Source organism: Pseudomonas sp. 1928-m (assembly GCF_029269135.1).
Classification (GTDB): Bacteria; Pseudomonadota; Gammaproteobacteria; order Pseudomonadales; family Pseudomonadaceae; genus Aquipseudomonas.
Map to the genome: position 1 here is coordinate 692,171 of NZ_JARIXO010000001.1, position 14,737 is coordinate 706,907.

Here is a 14,737-nt window from a genome sequence, read left to right on the forward strand (position 1 = left end):
TCGATAGGTTTGTTGCTAGTCTTGCTCCACTCGCGGTCTCAGTTCTTCTTTCGGAAAGCTTTCAATGCAATGGCGCAATAGCTCTTCTCACTACGGCCTGGTCAGCATCCTCATGCACTGGCTGGTGGCGATGTTCGTGTTCGGCCTGTTTGGTCTGGGTTACTGGATGGTCGACCTGGACTACTACAGCAGCTGGCGCCAGACCGCACCGGACCTGCACAAGAGCATCGGCCTGGTGCTGTTCGCGGTGATGCTCGGTCGGGTGCTGTGGCGCTGGTTCAGTCCGCCACCGGCGAGTTTGCCGAACCACGGGCGGATGACCCGCCTGGCCAGCAAGCTGGGCCACAGCTTTCTCTACCTGGGGCTGTTTGTGCTGATGATTTCCGGCTACCTGATCTCTACGGCAGACGGTCGCGGCATTCCGGTATTCGGCTTGTTTGAAGTACCGGCCAGCCTGACCAGCATTCCTGATCAGGAAGACTTAGCCGGGCTGGTGCATGAATACCTGGCGTGGGCGCTGGTGATCTTTGCTGGCATTCATGCCCTGGCTGCGTTGAAACACCACTTTATTGATCGTGACCGTACGCTGACGCGGATGTTTGGTCGCTAATGACCTTTGCTGTTTCCGGGGCTGAATTGGCCCCATCCCACACTCATAAGGAGCATGCCCATGTTGAAGAAAACCCTCGTAGCCCTGGCACTTGGTGGCGCACTAATCGGCGCTGGTCAGGCGATGGCCGCCGATTACGCCATCGACAAGCAAGGCCAGCACGCCTTCGTCAATTTCAAGATCAGCCACCTGGGCTACAGCTGGCTGTACGGTACGTTCAAGGATTTTGACGGCAGCTTCAGCTTCGACGCCGCCAAGCCGCAGGACAGCAAGGTCAACGTGACGCTGAACACCACCAGCGTCGACACCAACCATGCCGAGCGCGACAAGCACATCCGCAGCGATGATTTCCTCAACGTCAGCAAGCACCCAACCGCGACCTTTGCGTCCACTTCGGTCAAATCCACTGGCGAAGGCACTGCAGATATCACCGGCGACCTGACCCTCAATGGCGTGACCAAGCCGGTGGTGATTGCCGCCAAGTTTATCGGTGAAGGCAAAGACCCATGGGGCGGCTACCGTGCCGGCTTCGAGGGCAGCACCACGCTGAAGCTGAAAGACTTCGGCATCACCAAGGATCTGGGCCCAGCGTCGGAAAGCGTTGAGCTGATCATCTCGGTTGAAGGCGTACGCAAGTAGGTTGGGGCGGGCGGCGATCCGCTGAGCGTAGCGATACCCATGCCGATGGCGTGACCTGCAACGCTTACTATGCACAAACAAAAACGCCGCCCATTGGGCGGCGTTTTTGTGTACGGCTAGCGAGTTACGACTCTTCGCGGTTGCGCGTCAGCAGGGCCGGCTTTTCGCCGCGCGGACGGGCGCTCGCCAGTTCGTCGAGCTGCTCCGGCGTCGGGAAGCGGTCCAGGCGCGAGCCCTTGTGCACGATCACCGGTTGCTTGTCGCGTGGGCTTTTCACTGCGGCTTCCTGGCGTGGCAGCTCATCGCGGTTCAGCGAGGTGGTGCGGGTGTCACGCGGCGGACGTGCGCGACCGGAGCCATTACGGCCCTGACCACCCTGGCCAGCAGAGCCTGAACCCTGGCGACGGCCTTGGCCGCCAGCATTTGCACCGCCGCCGTTGCTGCGTGGTGGCTTAGCTGGACGAGCACCCAGGCCGACGCCATTGCTGGCGCTCGGACCGCTTGGTGCTGCAGGCGCACCGGGCCGACGGCCACGGTTCTGCTGCTTGTTCTGGTTCGGGCTTACATAGTCGGCACGGTTGCCGAAATTATCGATTTCATCGTCGCGGAACTCGTCCGGCGCGCGGTCCGGAGGGAGTGCGGGCACGGCTGGCGCGGCGGCGCGGCTTGATGATGCGCCACGCGGCTGTTGGCTACGGCCGCCCTGGGGCTTACTGCGGTTGTTGTCGCGACCGCTGTCCTTGCCTTTGTCCTTGCGCCCGCCGCCATGGCGTTCGCCTTCCGGCTTGGCACCGCGCGGTTGACGTGGCTTCTGCGGCTCACGCACTTCCGGGCGCTCGGCCTCGACGGTGCTGGCATCAAAGCCGAGCAGATCACCGTCGCCGATCTTCTGCTTGGTCATGCGCTCGATGCCCTTGAGCAGCTTCTCTTCGTCCGGAGCAACCAGGGAAATCGCTTCACCGCTGCGACCGGCACGGCCGGTACGGCCGATGCGGTGCACGTAATCTTCTTCGATATTGGGCAGCTCGAAGTTGACCACGTGTGGCAGCTGATCGATATCCAGACCGCGGGCGGCGATATCGGTGGCCACCAGAATGCGTACATTGCCAGCCTTGAAGTCGGCCAGGGCTTTGGTGCGGGCGTTCTGGCTCTTGTTGCCGTGGATCGCCACAGCCGGCAGGTTGTGCTTGTCGAGGTATTCGGCCAGGCGGTTGGCGCCGTGCTTGGTACGGGTGAACACCAGTACCTGTTCCCAGGCGCCAGCGGTGATCAGGTGGGCGAGCAGGGCGCGCTTGTGGCTGGCCTGAACGCGGAATACCCGTTGCTCGATGCGCTCGACCGTGGTGTTCGGCGGTGTGACTTCGATGCGTTCCGGGTTGTGCAGCAGCTTGCCGGCGAGATCGGTGATGTCTTTCGAGAAGGTCGCCGAGAACAGCAGGTTCTGGCGTTTGGCCGGAAGCTTGGCGAGGACCTTCTTCACGTCATGGATAAAGCCCATGTCGAGCATGCGGTCGGCTTCGTCGAGGACGAGGATTTCTACATGCGACAGGTCGATGGCGCGCTGGTTGGCCAGGTCGAGCAGGCGACCGGGGCAGGCCACCAATACGTCGACGCCTTTGGCCAGTGCCTGGACCTGCGGGTTCATGCCAACGCCGCCAAAGATGCAGGCGCTGACGAATTTCAAATCGCGGGCATACAGCTTGAAGCTGTCATGCACCTGGGCGGCCAGTTCGCGGGTCGGGGTCAATACCAGGACGCGCGGTTGTTTCGGGCCGTGACGCTGTTCGCGATCTGGGTGACCGTTGGGGAACAGTCGCTCGAGGATCGGCAGGGCAAAACCGCCCGTCTTACCTGTACCCGTCTGGGCTGCAACCATCAGGTCGCGACCTTGCAACGCGGCGGGGATGGCCCGCTGTTGCACCGGAGTGGGTTGGGTGTAGCCGGCGGATTCGACCGCACGGACTAATGCCTCGGAGAGACCGAGGGAAGCAAAGGACATGTGTAATCCTGTCTAGTGAGGGCGCAGCCCTATGGGGTGTATTGCCTGGCTTGAATCGCGCTTGGGGGGCGCAATCCCGTCCGGTACTGCTGACCTCTGGGGGCTAGCATCCGGGCGCAAGCCTGGCGGGAAGGCCCGAGTATAACAGAGCTGAGGCTTTGCGCAGCTGTGGCCTGCTTAACGGTGCGAAGCGCCGTCGTCGTGGGGTTTTCGGCTACTGCGGTGCGGGGTTTGAGGCCGCGAGTTGCAGGCTGGGACGTATGCCGTAGCGGGCAAGCAGCAGGGTGTAGGTCGGCTCAAGCTTGAGCAGACGCAGTTCGCGGGCGAAGTCCTCGGCCAAGTCATCTAGACCCGCGCCGCGCCGCAAACCAAGGTAGAGGAAATCGCGACCGATCACCTGGGGATGATGACTGACCGCATCGTTCAGGCCCATGCTGGCGAGCACGAAACGCCCGGTATGGCGGTCGTTGACCACCAGGTGCACTCGCTCGCGCATCAGCTTGCCGAAATTGGCTGCATGGTTGGGCGCCGGTTCGCGGACGAACTGTGTTGATTCGGCGAAGGCCCGCTCGGAATACCGGTAGCGGCTGGACACGCCTATTCTCAGGCCTTGCAGGTCGTCGATGGCGCGAAACGGGTAGGGGCGGTTCTTGGTATAGAACAGTAACAGCTCAATCCGCGACAGCGGTTCGCTGGGGAACAGCAAAGTAGCCTCGCTTTCCCGGGTACGGTAGCTGCCGAGAATCGCATCGGCTTTGCCCTGTTCCAGGGCCAGCGCGCAACGCTTCCAGGGCAGCATTTGCCATTCGGCTTGCACCCCGAGGCGTCGCAGGACGATCCTCGTGACGTCGTAGTCGAGGCCGTGCAGCTCGCCGTTTTCTTCGTAGATATAGGGCGGCCAGGCTTCGCTGACGATGCGCAGCGTGCGGCCTTGGGCGGTGAGACTCAAGCACGCGAGAACAACAACGATGAAGAGCATGCTGCGTTTGGTGTTCATGGCAGCAGAGTAGGCAGCAAATAGTTCGACTGCATAGTCATGCTTTGGTCGAATGCTACTAGGCGCGACCTTGTATTGACACTATGACGGAGTGGTCGCCATGCCCAGTCCTGGTGTCAAAGGGGAATCGGCGAGCATCCCGCGTGCTCGCCGAAAATCCCCTCCGCTCAGGTGGTCAACCTATAGCAGGGCTCATAGGCGCTGTTGCCCGGCAGTTTCATCCGATGCTGATCGACGAAGGCCTGCAGCAATTGGTCGAGCTGCTGCATGATGTCGCGGTCGCCGGTGATCTCGTAAGGGCCGTATTGCTCGATCAGGCGGATGCCTTTGTCCTTGACGTTGCCCGAAACAATCCCGGAAAACGCTCGGCGCAGGTTGGCCGCCAGTTCATGCACCGGCTGCTCGCGGGTCAGCTTGAGGCTGGCCATGTTGGCGTGGGTCGGCTCGAACGGGTGCTGGAAGCTTTCGTCGATCTTCAGCAGCCAGTTGAAGTGGAAGGCGTCGTTATGTTCGCGGCGGAACTGTTTCACCGCTGTGATCCCTTCGGCCATTTCCCGGGCGACCTGCTCGGGGTCGTTGATGATGATGCTGTAGCGCTGCTGCGCCGCTTCACCCAGGGTCGCACCGATAAAATCATGCAGCTGTTCGAGGTAGGCGGCGGCGCTGCGTGGCCCGGTCATGATCAACGGGAAGGGAATGTTCTGGTTGTCCGGGTGCATCAGGATGCCGAGAAAATACAGCAGCTCCTCAGCCGTGCCTGCACCGCCGGGGAAGATGATGATGCCGTGTCCGACACGGACGAAGGCCTCCAGGCGCTTCTCGATATCCGGGAGGATCACCAGCTCATTGACGATCGGGTTGGGCGCTTCGGCGGCGATGATCCCCGGCTCGGTCAGGCCCAGATAGCGGCCATGCACATTGCGCTGTTTGGCATGGGAAATGGTCGCGCCTTTCATCGGGCCTTTCATCACGCCGGGGCCACAGCCGGTGCAGATATCCAGGCCGCGCAGGCCCAGTTCGTGGCCGACTTTCTTGGTGTATTTGTATTCTTCGGTGCTGATCGAGTGGCCGCCCCAGCACACCACGATCTTTGGCTCGACGCCGGCGCGCAGGGTGTGGGCGTTGCGCAGCAGGTGGAAGACGTAATCGGTGATGCCCTGGGAGCTGTCGAAGTCGACGCGCTTGTTCTCCAGCTCGCTCTGCGTGTAGACGATGTCGCGCAGGGCGCTGAACAGCATCTCTCGGGTGCTGGCGATCATTTCGCCATCGACGAAGGCGTCGGCCGGGGCGTTGAACAGCTCCAGGCGGATGCCGCGATCCTGCTGCAGGATGCGGATTTCGAAGTCCGGGTAGGCTTCCAGAATGGTTTTGGCGTTGTCGCTGTGCGAGCCGGTGTTGAGGATTGCCAGGGCGCACTGGCGGAACAGCGCATAAACGCTGCCGGAACCGGTTTCGCGCAGCTGCTGCACTTCACGCTGCGAGAGGGTTTCCAGGCTGCCTTTGGGGGTGACTGAGGCGTTGGTCTTTCTTCGTGCGGCCATTGCGGCGCTCCATGGTTGTGATACCGCGTAAGCCCTACATGGCTAGACGCTTGCTGAAAGTATGGTCGTGACTGACTGCGCTGACCGGGCAGTGCGTTGCAAAAGGCTACCGTGGTTTGCCAGGCGAGTGGTGAAAAAGGCTGCGGCGCAGGGCCGGATAAACAGCCCTCGGCATCCGCAGGGCGCGGGTGCCGAGGCTGCTGCCGTGAAGCGTTAGCGTGGCAGCTTGAGGTTGTTCCAGATTGCCAGGCTCGGTTCGGCCTGGTTCATGCTGTAGAAGTGCAAACCCGGAGCGCCGCCTTGCAGCAGGCGCTCGCACATCTCAGTGATGACCTGCTCGCCATACGCCTGGATGCTGTCGGTATCGTCACCGTAAGCTTCCAGTTGCTTGCGCACCCAGCGCGGGATTTCCGCACCGCAGGCGTCGGAGAAGCGCGCCAGCTTGCTGTAGTTGGTGATCGGCATGATGCCCGGCACCACGGGGATATCCACACCCAGCTTGCGCACGCGTTCGACGAAGTAGAAGTAGCAGTCGGCGTTGAAGAAGTACTGGGTGATCGCACTGTCCGCGCCGGCTTTGGCCTTGCGCACGAAGTTGGCGATATCGTCTTCGAAGTTGCGTGCCTGCGGGTGCATTTCCGGGTAGGCGGCCACTTCGATATGGAAGTGATCGCCAGTTTCTTCGCGGATAAAGCTGACCAGTTCGTTGGCGTAGCGCAGCTCGCCACTGGCCATGCCCATACCGGACGGCAGGTCACCACGCAGGGCGACGATGCGCTTGATCCCGGCATTCTTGTACAGGGTCAGCAGCTCGCGCAGCTCGGCCTTGCTGTCACCGACGCAGGACAGGTGCGGCGCAGCCGGGACCTTGATCTCGCCATCGAGTTGCAGCACGGTATTGAGCGTACGGTCGCGAGTGGAGCCACCGGCACCGTAGGTGCAGGAGAAGAAATCGGGTTTGTAGGTCGCCAGTTGGCGCGCCACACTCATCAGTTTTTCGTGCCCGGCTTCGGTCTTGGTGGGGAAGAACTCGAAGCTGTAACGGCGTTCTTGAGACATAAGGACATTCCGTAGGGTGGGTCAGCCGCAGGCTAACCCACCAGGGTTCTCGATGGGTCGGCCGCGCGGCCAACCCACCCTACGCATCAATAGCGGTAAGCGTGCGGCTTGAACGGGCCTTCGACGGTCACGCCGATATAGTCGGCCTGGGTCTTGGTCAGTTGGGTGACCACGCCGCCGAAGCCTTTGACCATTTCCAGGGCCACTTCTTCGTCGAGCTTCTTCGGCAGCACTTCCACGGTCAGGCGCTCGGCTTTCTGGTCTGCCGACAGGTCGGCGTACTTCTGGCCGAACAGGAAGATCTGCGCCAGCACCTGGTTGGCGAACGAGCCATCCATGATCCGGCTTGGGTGGCCAGTGGCGTTGCCCAGGTTAACCAGGCGGCCTTCGGCCAGCAGGATCAGGTAGTCATCGTTGTGCGGGTCGAAGCTGCCGGCACCGGTACGGTGGATCTTGTGCACCTGTGGCTTCACTTCTTCCCACGCCCAGTTTTTGCGCATGAAAGCGGTGTCGATTTCGTTGTCGAAGTGACCGATGTTGCACACCACGGCGCGCTTTTTCAGAGCCTTGAGCATGTTGGCGTCGCAGACGTTGACGTTACCGGTGGTGGTGACGATCAGGTCGATCTTGCCCAGCAGCTGTGCGTCGATGCTGGCGGCGGTGCCGTCATTGATGCCGTCCTTGAACGGCGAAACCACTTCGTAGCCGTCCATGCAGGCCTGCATGGCGCAGATCGGATCAACTTCGGTGACCTTGACGATCATGCCTTCCTGACGCAGCGACTGCGCCGAGCCCTTGCCCACATCACCGTAGCCAATCACCAGCGCTTGCTTGCCGGACAGCAGGTGGTCGGTACCGCGCTTGATCGCGTCGCTCAGGCTGTGACGGCAGCCGTATTTGTTGTCGTTCTTGCTCTTGGTCACCGAGTCGTTGACGTTGATCGCCGGGATCTTCAGCTCGCCCTTGGCCAGCATGTCCAGCAGGCGGTGTACGCCAGTGGTGGTCTCTTCGGTAACGCCGTGGATGCGCTCGAGCATCTGCGGGTATTTCTTGTGCAGGATCTCGGTCAGGTCGCCGCCGTCGTCGAGGATCATGTTGGCATCCCACGGCTGGCCATCCTTGAGAATGGTCTGCTCGATGCACCACTCGTACTCTTCTTCGGTCTCGCCCTTCCAGGCAAATACTGGAATGCCGGCAGCAGCGATGGCGGCAGCGGCCTGGTCCTGTGTCGAGAAGATGTTGCAGCTCGACCAGCGTACTTCGGCGCCCAGTGCCGTCAGGGTTTCGATCAGCACGGCAGTTTGGATGGTCATGTGGATGCAGCCGATGATCTTCGCGCCCTTGAGCGGCTGCTCACCGGCGTATTTGCGGCGCAGGCCCATCAGGGCTGGCATCTCGGATTCGGCGATGATGGTTTCGCGACGGCCCCAGGCAGCCAGGGAAATGTCGGCGACTTTGTAATCGTTAAAAGCGGCGCTCATAAAAAGCTCTCCATTCGTTGTCTGCGAATGGGCGCCGTTGATGCGTATGGTTAACGCCCCATCCGAGCCTGACAGACGGAAGTCTGATTTGAATCCGCCTGATTGCATTGCTGGAATGCGGGGCTTGGGGATTCAAAACAGATTTACCGCTTGCTGCAGCGCCCCTCGGACAGGTGGCGGGAGCAACCGGAGCTGTGCCGGTTGCGTGAAGCTGGCGAAGTATAGCCAGCCTGGCGCATAAGCCCAAGGCTTTCTGTCGGGCGAATTGGCTGTTGCGCCGTGCGTTCTGGCCAGTTCAGCCATGGCCTTTGTGTCGCACCTGCGACAGGCTGCAAGTCTCACTGTCCTAGCCTCTGGAGCCTGTATGACCCTTGCCTACTGGTGCGTGCTGATTGCCATCGTCCTGCCTTACCTGGCCACCGCCAGCGCCAAGTTCCTCGGCGCCGGTTATGGGCCGCGTGCCAACAGCGACCCGCGTGCGTTTCTCTCCGGTCTGGAAGGCTGGCGCAAGCGTGCCAACAACGCCCAGCTCAATGGCTTCGAGGTGACTCCGGCATTCGCCGCGGCGGTGATCATCGCCCACCAGGCCGGCGGCGCCGAGCAGGGGTTGCTGGATCAGCTGGCGATTGCCTTCGTGCTCAGCCGGGTGCTGTATTTTCTGTGCTACCTGGCCGACTGGGGGCCGATCCGTTCGCTGGTGTGGTTCGCTGGTGTGGTTCGCCGGTATGGCGCTGATCGTCAGCCTGTTTGTGGTCTCCGCTTAACCTCTGCGCACCAGCGCCCGCGCAGCTTCCGACATCTGCGGCAAAACACCACGCTTGGCCGGTGGGTGGTGGGTGGCGATACTGTCGCCCGTTATCCACCCGGTTGTTGGCATTGAAGGTGTTATGAAGCTTAAAACCCTGTCCCTGGTTTTACTGGCGCTGGCCGTAAGTGGCTGCGGCGGTGTCGATCCCAATTCGCCGCAAGGCCAGCGTCAGAGCATTTTCAAGCAGATGCTCAAGGTCAGCGAAGACCTCGGCGGCATGCTGCGCGGACGGTTGGCGTTCAAGGAGCAGGCATTTGTCGAGGGCGCCAGCAAGCTCGATCAGCTGACCCGCACGCCCTGGCAGCACTTCCCGCAGGTGCGCGAAGACGGTGAGGAAAGCCGCGCCAAGGATGATGTCTGGCAGCGCCAGGCGCGTTTTCAGGAATTGGCCCAGGCCATGGAAGCCAGCACCGCTGCGCTGGTGACCGCCACTGCAGCACAGCCGTTAAAGCCGGAGGCGCTGGTTGCGCCGATGCAGCGGGTCGAAGACAGCTGCAAGGCCTGTCATGAAGAGTTCCGCGCGTTCTGACGACTGCTCAGAACCCCACTATCTGCGCCTCGCGCAGTTGTGCGCGCAGAGCCTGCACTTCAGGGTGTTGAAAGAAGGCCTGCAGCTGCGCCGCGCGCTGCGGGCCGATACCGGGTTGGCGTTGCCAGTCGGCTAGGCTGCGTTGCGCCAGGGTGTCCCAGTCGGCGTCCAGCGCCAGATTGCCATTGCCCGGCAGGCCGAGGGCGCGTAGCCAGTCCTGCATGGGCCGTTCGCGGGCCAGGTCGAAACTCTGTTGCAGGGCACTGGCGCTGCGTGGGCCCAGGCCTGGAATGCTTTTGAGTTGTTCGGCCGAGAGGTGCAGCCAGTCGAGCAGGCTGTCGAGTTGTTGCGCATGCAGCAGCTTTTCCCAGGTGCCGGGGCCCACGCCCGGTAGCGCCAGGCCCTGTTTACTGCTGAGCCAGGCCAGGCGTGCGCGGAACTGACTGGCGCACGTCGGTGTGGCGCGCCAGCAGCTCAGTGGGTGATAGGCCGCAGGGTCAGGCACTTGCAGTGTGGCGCGTTGCTGGGTGCGCCAGAGCACGCTGTCCAGCACTGGGATGGTCAGCCCGGACAGGCGGATCACCACCTGGTCACCGGGACGAATGTCCAGGGCCTGCCAGCGTTGCAGCGAGCCGGCGCTGACATATTCGATGCGCCGGTCATCCAGTTTTATCGGTTGTACGCGCAGCACCGGGGTGATGCGCCCGCTGCGCCCGATGCGAAAATCCACCGCTTGCACCACCGCCAAGGCCTGGCTGACCGGGTACTTCCAGGCCACCGCCCAGTGCGGCGGTTCGGCTTGCCAGCGCCCGGCAGCCGGGCGTTGCCCTTGGCGCAGCACCACGCCATCGGTGGCGAAGGGCAGGGCGCTGTTGTACCAGCGTTCGCGCCAGTGGGCGGCCTGTTCCAGGCTGCGGATCGGTTGGCTGAACTGCTGGCTGTCGGCAAAGCCCAGCTCCGCCAGCTGCTGCAAGCGCTGGGGCATCAGTGCCGGGCCGTCGGGCCAATCCCAGACAAACAGACCGATGCCGGCGGCTTCTTCGGTGGTCAGTGTCTGTCTGTTCATCAGTCCTGCGACCTTGCTGCGCGCACCGAGGCCGCCGGCCTTGTGCTGGATATGCCCCGGCAGACGCCAATACAGTTCGCCCTGCAGCACCAGGCTGAGCGGCTTGGGCAAGTGTGCAGGAATGGCCGGTAGGTGGCGGGCGTGGATGCTCCAGTCTTGTCCCGTGCGACCATCACCACGGCTGATCAGCTGCTGCAGCTGGCCATCGCGATAGACCAGGCTGACGGCAACGCCATCGACCTTGGGTTGAACCCACAAATCCTCGCGACTGCTGATCCAGGCTTCCGCTGCATGGTTGTCAGCCAGTTTACGCAGGCCGGTATGCGCTGTTGGGTGCTGATGACGGCCGTTGCTGGTACTGAGTGGGTTAGTCGCGGCTACTGTGATTTCAGGGAAGCAGGCAAGCCAGCGCTGCAGGTTGGCGCTGGCTTGGTCATAGAGCTCGTCGGCCACCAGTGATTCGCCCTGGCGGTGGTAGGCATCGTCCCACGCGGCCAGTTGCTGGCTCAGCGCGGCGATTTCCAGCTCAGCGCGTTGCCTCTGCCAATCCGGGCAGGGGGCGGCCCAGGTGTCGAGGGTCAGGGCGATTAATAACAGCGCTAGGGCGGCTTTCATGCTGAGCATCCTTGCTCGGAACGGTTTATCCAGCGTAGCAGCTATGCTTAATAGGTCAGCTTAAGCGCGTGTTTGGGGGTGGCAGCTTTATGCCAATGGGATTGCATCGGTTTTGGGGTGTAGGCCTGTGCCTGCTTGTCATGGGTTTTGCGCCATTTGGCGGGGTGCGGGCGGCCGATGCGCTGGCCGAGCAGTGGCGCTTTGTGCACAACGCGCCGGAGACGGCCGATGACCAGCGCTACGATTATCACTGGCGCGTATTACGCGCGGCGCTGGAGGTAACCCGCGAGCAATACGGCGATTATCGGCTTGAGCCCGGCCAGCCAATGAGCGAGAAGTTGCAGGTCGTCGAGATGCAGCGCCCGCATGGCGGCCTCAATACCCTGGTGCTGGATGCTACGCAGGCACTGGAAGAAAGCCTGCGACCGGTAAAGATTCCGGTCGACAAGGGCTTGCTCGGTTACCGGGTGTTCCTGATTCAGGCCGAGGATCAGCCGCGTTTTGCCGGCGTGCAGTCGCTGGCGCAGTTGCGCCAGCTGCGTTTTGGTCAGCAGCGTGAGTGGTCTGATGTGGCGGTGTATCAGGCGGCCGGCTTGCCGGTGGTCACCGGTACCAGCTATGAAGGCTTGTTCCATATGCTGATGCTGCGGCGCTTCGATGCCTTCGGTCGTGGCGTCAGCGAGGTCAGCGGCGAGCTGACGCATTGGCGCAAGAAATACCCACAGATGGCCATCGAGCGCGAGCTGCTGCTGTATTACCCGTTACCGGTGTACTTCTGGTTTGCCCGCACTGACGAGGGGCGCTGGCGCGCGCAGCGTGTCGAGGAAGGCATGCACGCGCTGATTGCCGATGGCACCCTGGATCGCCTGTTTACCGAAGAATATGCCGCCACCATCGAGCAGCTCGGCCTGGATCGTCGACGCACATTGAGGATTGCCAATCCCCATCTTTCCTCGAACCATCCCTTCGACAAGCCTGCTTATTGGTTTACGCCGACGCCCTAGGGCGGTGAAGTGACAGTCGAGAGCAATAAAAAACCCGCCGTAGCGGGTTTTTTATTGCCCGCCATCCATGGCGGCCACCCTGCGGGCCGTCGCTGTGCGACGTTAAATGGCTCCCGGCCATTTTTTTCTGCAGCCGATTTTGGCTTACAGGCCAGCGGCAGCGCGCAGGTCGGCGACCTTGTCGGTCTTTTCCCAGGTGAAGGTGGTGAAGCTGTCGTCGCCGACAGTCTTCCGCTCCGGGGTGCGGCCAAAGTGGCCGTAGGCCGCGGTTTCCTGGTACATCGGGTGCAGCAGGTCGAGCATCTTGGTGATGGCGTACGGACGCAGGTCGAACACTTCGCGCACCAGCTTGATGATCTTGTCTTCGGCGATCTTGTGGGTGCCGAAGGTGTTGATCGAGATCGAGGTCGGTTGGGCTACGCCGATGGCGTAGGACACCTGGATTTCGCAGCGCTCGGCGAGGCCGGCGGCCACGATGTTCTTCGCCACGTAGCGGCCAGCGTAGGCGGCCGAACGGTCAACCTTGGATGGATCCTTGCCGGAGAACGCGCCGCCGCCGTGACGGGCCATGCCGCCGTAGCTGTCGACGATGATCTTGCGCCCGGTCAGGCCGCAGTCGCCCACGGGGCCACCGATCACGAAATTACCGGTCGGGTTGATGTGGTACTGGGTGCCTTTGTGCAGCAGTTCGGCTGGCAGGGAGTGCTTGATGATCAGCTCCATCACGCCTTCACGCAGATCGCTCAGCGACACTTCCGGGTTGTGCTGGGTGGACAGCACTACGGCGTCGATGCCAACCACCTTGCCGTTTTCATACTGGCAGGTGACCTGGGATTTTGCGTCCGGGCGCAGCCACGGCAGCAGGCCGGATTTGCGCGCTTCTGCCTGGCGCTGCACCAGTGCATGGGAGAAGCGGATCGGTGCGGGCATCAGCACGTCGGTTTCGTTGCTGGCATAGCCGAACATCAGGCCCTGGTCGCCAGCGCCCTGATCTTCCGGCTTGGCGCGGTCGACGCCCTGGTTGATGTCCGGGGACTGCTTGCCAATGATGTTCAGCACGCCGCAGGTGGCGCCGTCGAAGCCGACGTCGGAGTTGGTGTAGCCGATATTGCAGATCACGTCGCGGACGATCTGCTCCAGGTCGACCCAGGCGCTGGTGGTGACTTCACCTGCGACGATGGCCACGCCGGTCTTGACCAGGGTTTCCACGGCCACGCGGGCGTGCTTGTCCTGGGCGATGATGGCGTCCAGCACCGCATCGGAAATCTGGTCGGCGATTTTGTCGGGATGGCCTTCGGAGACGGACTCGGAGGTAAAGAGGGAGTATTCGCTCATCGTGCGGGTTCCTGTTGGTTACCGGTAATTGCAGCCCGTGGGCCATGAGTTAGTGAAGGTTTGGCAAAGTGCCGCACCTGAATCTGGAAGCCATTGCGCAAGCCGACATACAGGCTTTCGCAGGTGTTGAGACCAGCGGCGACCGCCCAGCGGGCCAGGTCGTCCTGTTCGAAGCCCAGCCACAGATCGCCGCAGGCCTCGCGGGCCCAGCTCTGGTTGTGGCTGCACAGTTCGGTGATCAGCAGACTGCCGCCGGGGTTCAGGCGCTGAGCCAGCTGTTTGAGGGCATCGGCCGGGGCGGCGAAGTGGTGCAGCACCATGTTCAACACCAGGCAATCGGCGGCTGGATAGTCGTCCTGCAGCGCGTCGGCCAGCTGTAGCTCAACATTGCCCAGGCCTTCTTCGGCGCAGCGCATGCGCGCCAGTTCAAGCATCGCCGCGCTGTTGTCCAGGGCCAGCACATGCTGGAAGCGCCGCGCCAGTTCCGGCAGAAAGCCGCCGTCGCCGGGGCCGATCTCTACGGCGCTGGCATCACTGGCAAAGCCCAGGGAGTCGAGCAGGGCCAGTACGCTGTCGCGGTACTGCGGCAGGCCGGCTATCAGGTCCTGCTGGGCCTGGAAGCTCGCCGCGCTGCGGGCGAAGAATTCCTGACTGGCGGCAGCGCGCTGACCGTGCACGGCGGCAATACGTTGCTGCACTTCGGCTGGGAGCTGCAGCTGATCGACCTCTTCCAGCAGTGCCGAATGCAGGCGGCTGCCCAGCTGCTCGCCCTGAGCCAGCGCGCGGCGGTAGAAAATCGCATTGCCTTCGCGGCGTGTCGCCACCAAGCCGGCCTGGGCCAGGACCTTGAGGTGGTGGCTGATGCCGGATTGGCCGGTGGCGAAAATTTGCGCCAGCTCCAGTACGCCAAATGAATCGTTGGCCAGGGCACGCAGTATATTCAGGCGCAGCGCATCACCGCTGGCCTTGCACAGGGCGGCGAGGGCGGCGAGGGCGTCGACCGGCTCAAAGGCCAGATGGGAGGCGCGCATATTCATAGGCTGGGCAGTCTAGT

General features: G+C 62.4%; 12 protein-coding genes, 1 pseudogene and 1 riboswitch. Of the genes and pseudogenes, 5 read left to right on the forward strand and 8 right to left on the reverse strand.

Features of this window, described 5'->3' with window-relative positions; all coding sequences use genetic code 11:
- Window positions 1-64 precede the first annotated feature (64 nt).
- Together P3C18_RS03100 and P3C18_RS03105 are read left to right on the forward strand one after the other, a co-directional pair.
- The gene (locus tag P3C18_RS03100; protein ID WP_275960405.1) at window positions 65-610 is read left to right on the forward strand and encodes a cytochrome b; all 546 of its coding nucleotides are present in this window, start codon (window positions 65-67) and stop codon (window positions 608-610) included.
- A gap of 60 nt (window positions 611-670) precedes the next feature.
- Window positions 671-1,249, forward strand: coding sequence for a YceI family protein (locus P3C18_RS03105; protein ID WP_275960406.1), 579 nt, complete (start codon window positions 671-673; stop codon window positions 1,247-1,249).
- A 124-nt stretch (window positions 1,250-1,373) separates the two neighbouring features.
- On the opposite strand, the gene P3C18_RS03110 is transcribed toward P3C18_RS03105, so the two are convergent.
- The 5 genes from P3C18_RS03110 to ahcY form a co-directional block, all read right to left on the reverse strand.
- Window positions 1,374-3,248 (reverse strand): DEAD/DEAH box helicase, encoded by a 1,875-nt coding sequence (locus tag P3C18_RS03110; protein ID WP_275960407.1) that lies wholly within the window; start codon window positions 3,246-3,248, stop codon window positions 1,374-1,376.
- 214 nt (window positions 3,249-3,462) lie between these two features.
- The gene (locus tag P3C18_RS03115; RefSeq protein ID WP_275960408.1) at window positions 3,463-4,227 is read right to left on the reverse strand and encodes a transporter substrate-binding domain-containing protein; all 765 of its coding nucleotides are present in this window, start codon (window positions 4,225-4,227) and stop codon (window positions 3,463-3,465) included.
- 185 nt (window positions 4,228-4,412) lie between these two features.
- On the reverse strand, window positions 4,413-5,786 hold the full coding sequence (ppnN, locus tag P3C18_RS03120) for a nucleotide 5'-monophosphate nucleosidase PpnN (RefSeq protein ID WP_275960409.1): 1,374 nt from the start codon (window positions 5,784-5,786) through the stop codon (window positions 4,413-4,415).
- Window positions 5,787-5,999: 213 nt separating this feature from the next.
- Window positions 6,000-6,845: a methylenetetrahydrofolate reductase [NAD(P)H] gene (metF, locus tag P3C18_RS03125; protein ID WP_275960410.1), complete on the reverse strand. Its 846-nt coding sequence runs from the start codon at window positions 6,843-6,845 to the stop codon at window positions 6,000-6,002.
- An 86-nt stretch (window positions 6,846-6,931) separates the two neighbouring features.
- Window positions 6,932-8,326 (reverse strand): adenosylhomocysteinase, encoded by a 1,395-nt coding sequence (gene ahcY, locus P3C18_RS03130; protein WP_275960411.1) that lies wholly within the window; start codon window positions 8,324-8,326, stop codon window positions 6,932-6,934.
- Between the two features lie 22 nt (window positions 8,327-8,348).
- Window positions 8,349-8,499: riboswitch (S-adenosyl-L-homocysteine riboswitch) on the reverse strand.
- A gap of 191 nt (window positions 8,500-8,690) precedes the next feature.
- Between ahcY and P3C18_RS03135 the strand changes: the two are divergent.
- Both P3C18_RS03135 and P3C18_RS03140 read left to right on the forward strand, forming a co-directional pair.
- Window positions 8,691-9,090, forward strand: a pseudogene (locus P3C18_RS03135) (MAPEG family protein).
- Window positions 9,091-9,213: 123 nt separating this feature from the next.
- Window positions 9,214-9,663, forward strand: a complete 450-nt coding sequence (locus P3C18_RS03140) for a cytochrome c (protein WP_275960412.1) — start codon at window positions 9,214-9,216, stop codon at window positions 9,661-9,663.
- A 7-nt stretch (window positions 9,664-9,670) separates the two neighbouring features.
- Here P3C18_RS03140 and ligB read toward each other — a convergent pair whose 3' ends face one another.
- A complete protein-coding gene (ligB, locus tag P3C18_RS03145; RefSeq protein WP_275960414.1) occupies window positions 9,671-11,344 on the reverse strand; it encodes an NAD-dependent DNA ligase LigB in 1,674 nt (557 codons plus the stop codon).
- Between the two features lie 140 nt (window positions 11,345-11,484).
- Between ligB and P3C18_RS03150 the strand changes: the two genes are divergently transcribed.
- Window positions 11,485-12,348: a hypothetical protein gene (locus P3C18_RS03150; protein WP_275960415.1), complete on the forward strand. Its 864-nt coding sequence runs from the start codon at window positions 11,485-11,487 to the stop codon at window positions 12,346-12,348.
- Between the two features lie 144 nt (window positions 12,349-12,492).
- On the opposite strand, the gene metK is transcribed toward P3C18_RS03150, so the two are convergent.
- Both metK and P3C18_RS03160 read right to left on the reverse strand, forming a co-directional pair.
- A complete protein-coding gene (gene metK / locus P3C18_RS03155; protein ID WP_275960416.1) occupies window positions 12,493-13,683 on the reverse strand; it encodes a methionine adenosyltransferase in 1,191 nt (396 codons plus the stop codon).
- Window positions 13,680-14,720, reverse strand: a complete 1,041-nt coding sequence (locus P3C18_RS03160) for a metalloregulator ArsR/SmtB family transcription factor (protein ID WP_275960417.1) — start codon at window positions 14,718-14,720, stop codon at window positions 13,680-13,682. Before P3C18_RS03160 ends, metK begins: the two co-directional genes overlap by 4 nt.
- Window positions 14,721-14,737: the final 17 nt, after the last annotated feature.

Bases quoted from the DNA above. Each gene is read 5' to 3' on its own strand.
- metF (WP_275960410.1), bottom strand. From the start codon at position 6,845: ATGTCTCAAGAACGCCGTTACAGCTTCGAGTTCTTCCCCACCAAGACC.
- P3C18_RS03100 (WP_275960405.1), top strand. From the start codon at position 65: ATGCAATGGCGCAATAGCTCTTCTCACTACGGCCTGGTCAGCATCCTC.
- ahcY (WP_275960411.1), bottom strand. From the start codon at position 8,326: ATGAGCGCCGCTTTTAACGATTACAAAGTCGCCGACATTTCCCTGGCT.
- P3C18_RS03160 (WP_275960417.1), bottom strand. From the start codon at position 14,720: ATGAATATGCGCGCCTCCCATCTGGCCTTTGAGCCGGTCGACGCCCTC.
- P3C18_RS03110 (WP_275960407.1), bottom strand. From the start codon at position 3,248: ATGTCCTTTGCTTCCCTCGGTCTCTCCGAGGCATTAGTCCGTGCGGTC.
- P3C18_RS03105 (WP_275960406.1), top strand. From the start codon at position 671: ATGTTGAAGAAAACCCTCGTAGCCCTGGCACTTGGTGGCGCACTAATC.
- P3C18_RS03140 (WP_275960412.1), top strand. From the start codon at position 9,214: ATGAAGCTTAAAACCCTGTCCCTGGTTTTACTGGCGCTGGCCGTAAGT.
- metK (WP_275960416.1), bottom strand. From the start codon at position 13,683: ATGAGCGAATACTCCCTCTTTACCTCCGAGTCCGTCTCCGAAGGCCAT.
- P3C18_RS03115 (WP_275960408.1), bottom strand. From the start codon at position 4,227: ATGCTCTTCATCGTTGTTGTTCTCGCGTGCTTGAGTCTCACCGCCCAA.
- P3C18_RS03150 (WP_275960415.1), top strand. From the start codon at position 11,485: ATGGGTTTTGCGCCATTTGGCGGGGTGCGGGCGGCCGATGCGCTGGCC.
- ppnN (WP_275960409.1), bottom strand. From the start codon at position 5,786: ATGGCCGCACGAAGAAAGACCAACGCCTCAGTCACCCCCAAAGGCAGC.
- ligB (WP_275960414.1), bottom strand. From the start codon at position 11,344: ATGAAAGCCGCCCTAGCGCTGTTATTAATCGCCCTGACCCTCGACACC.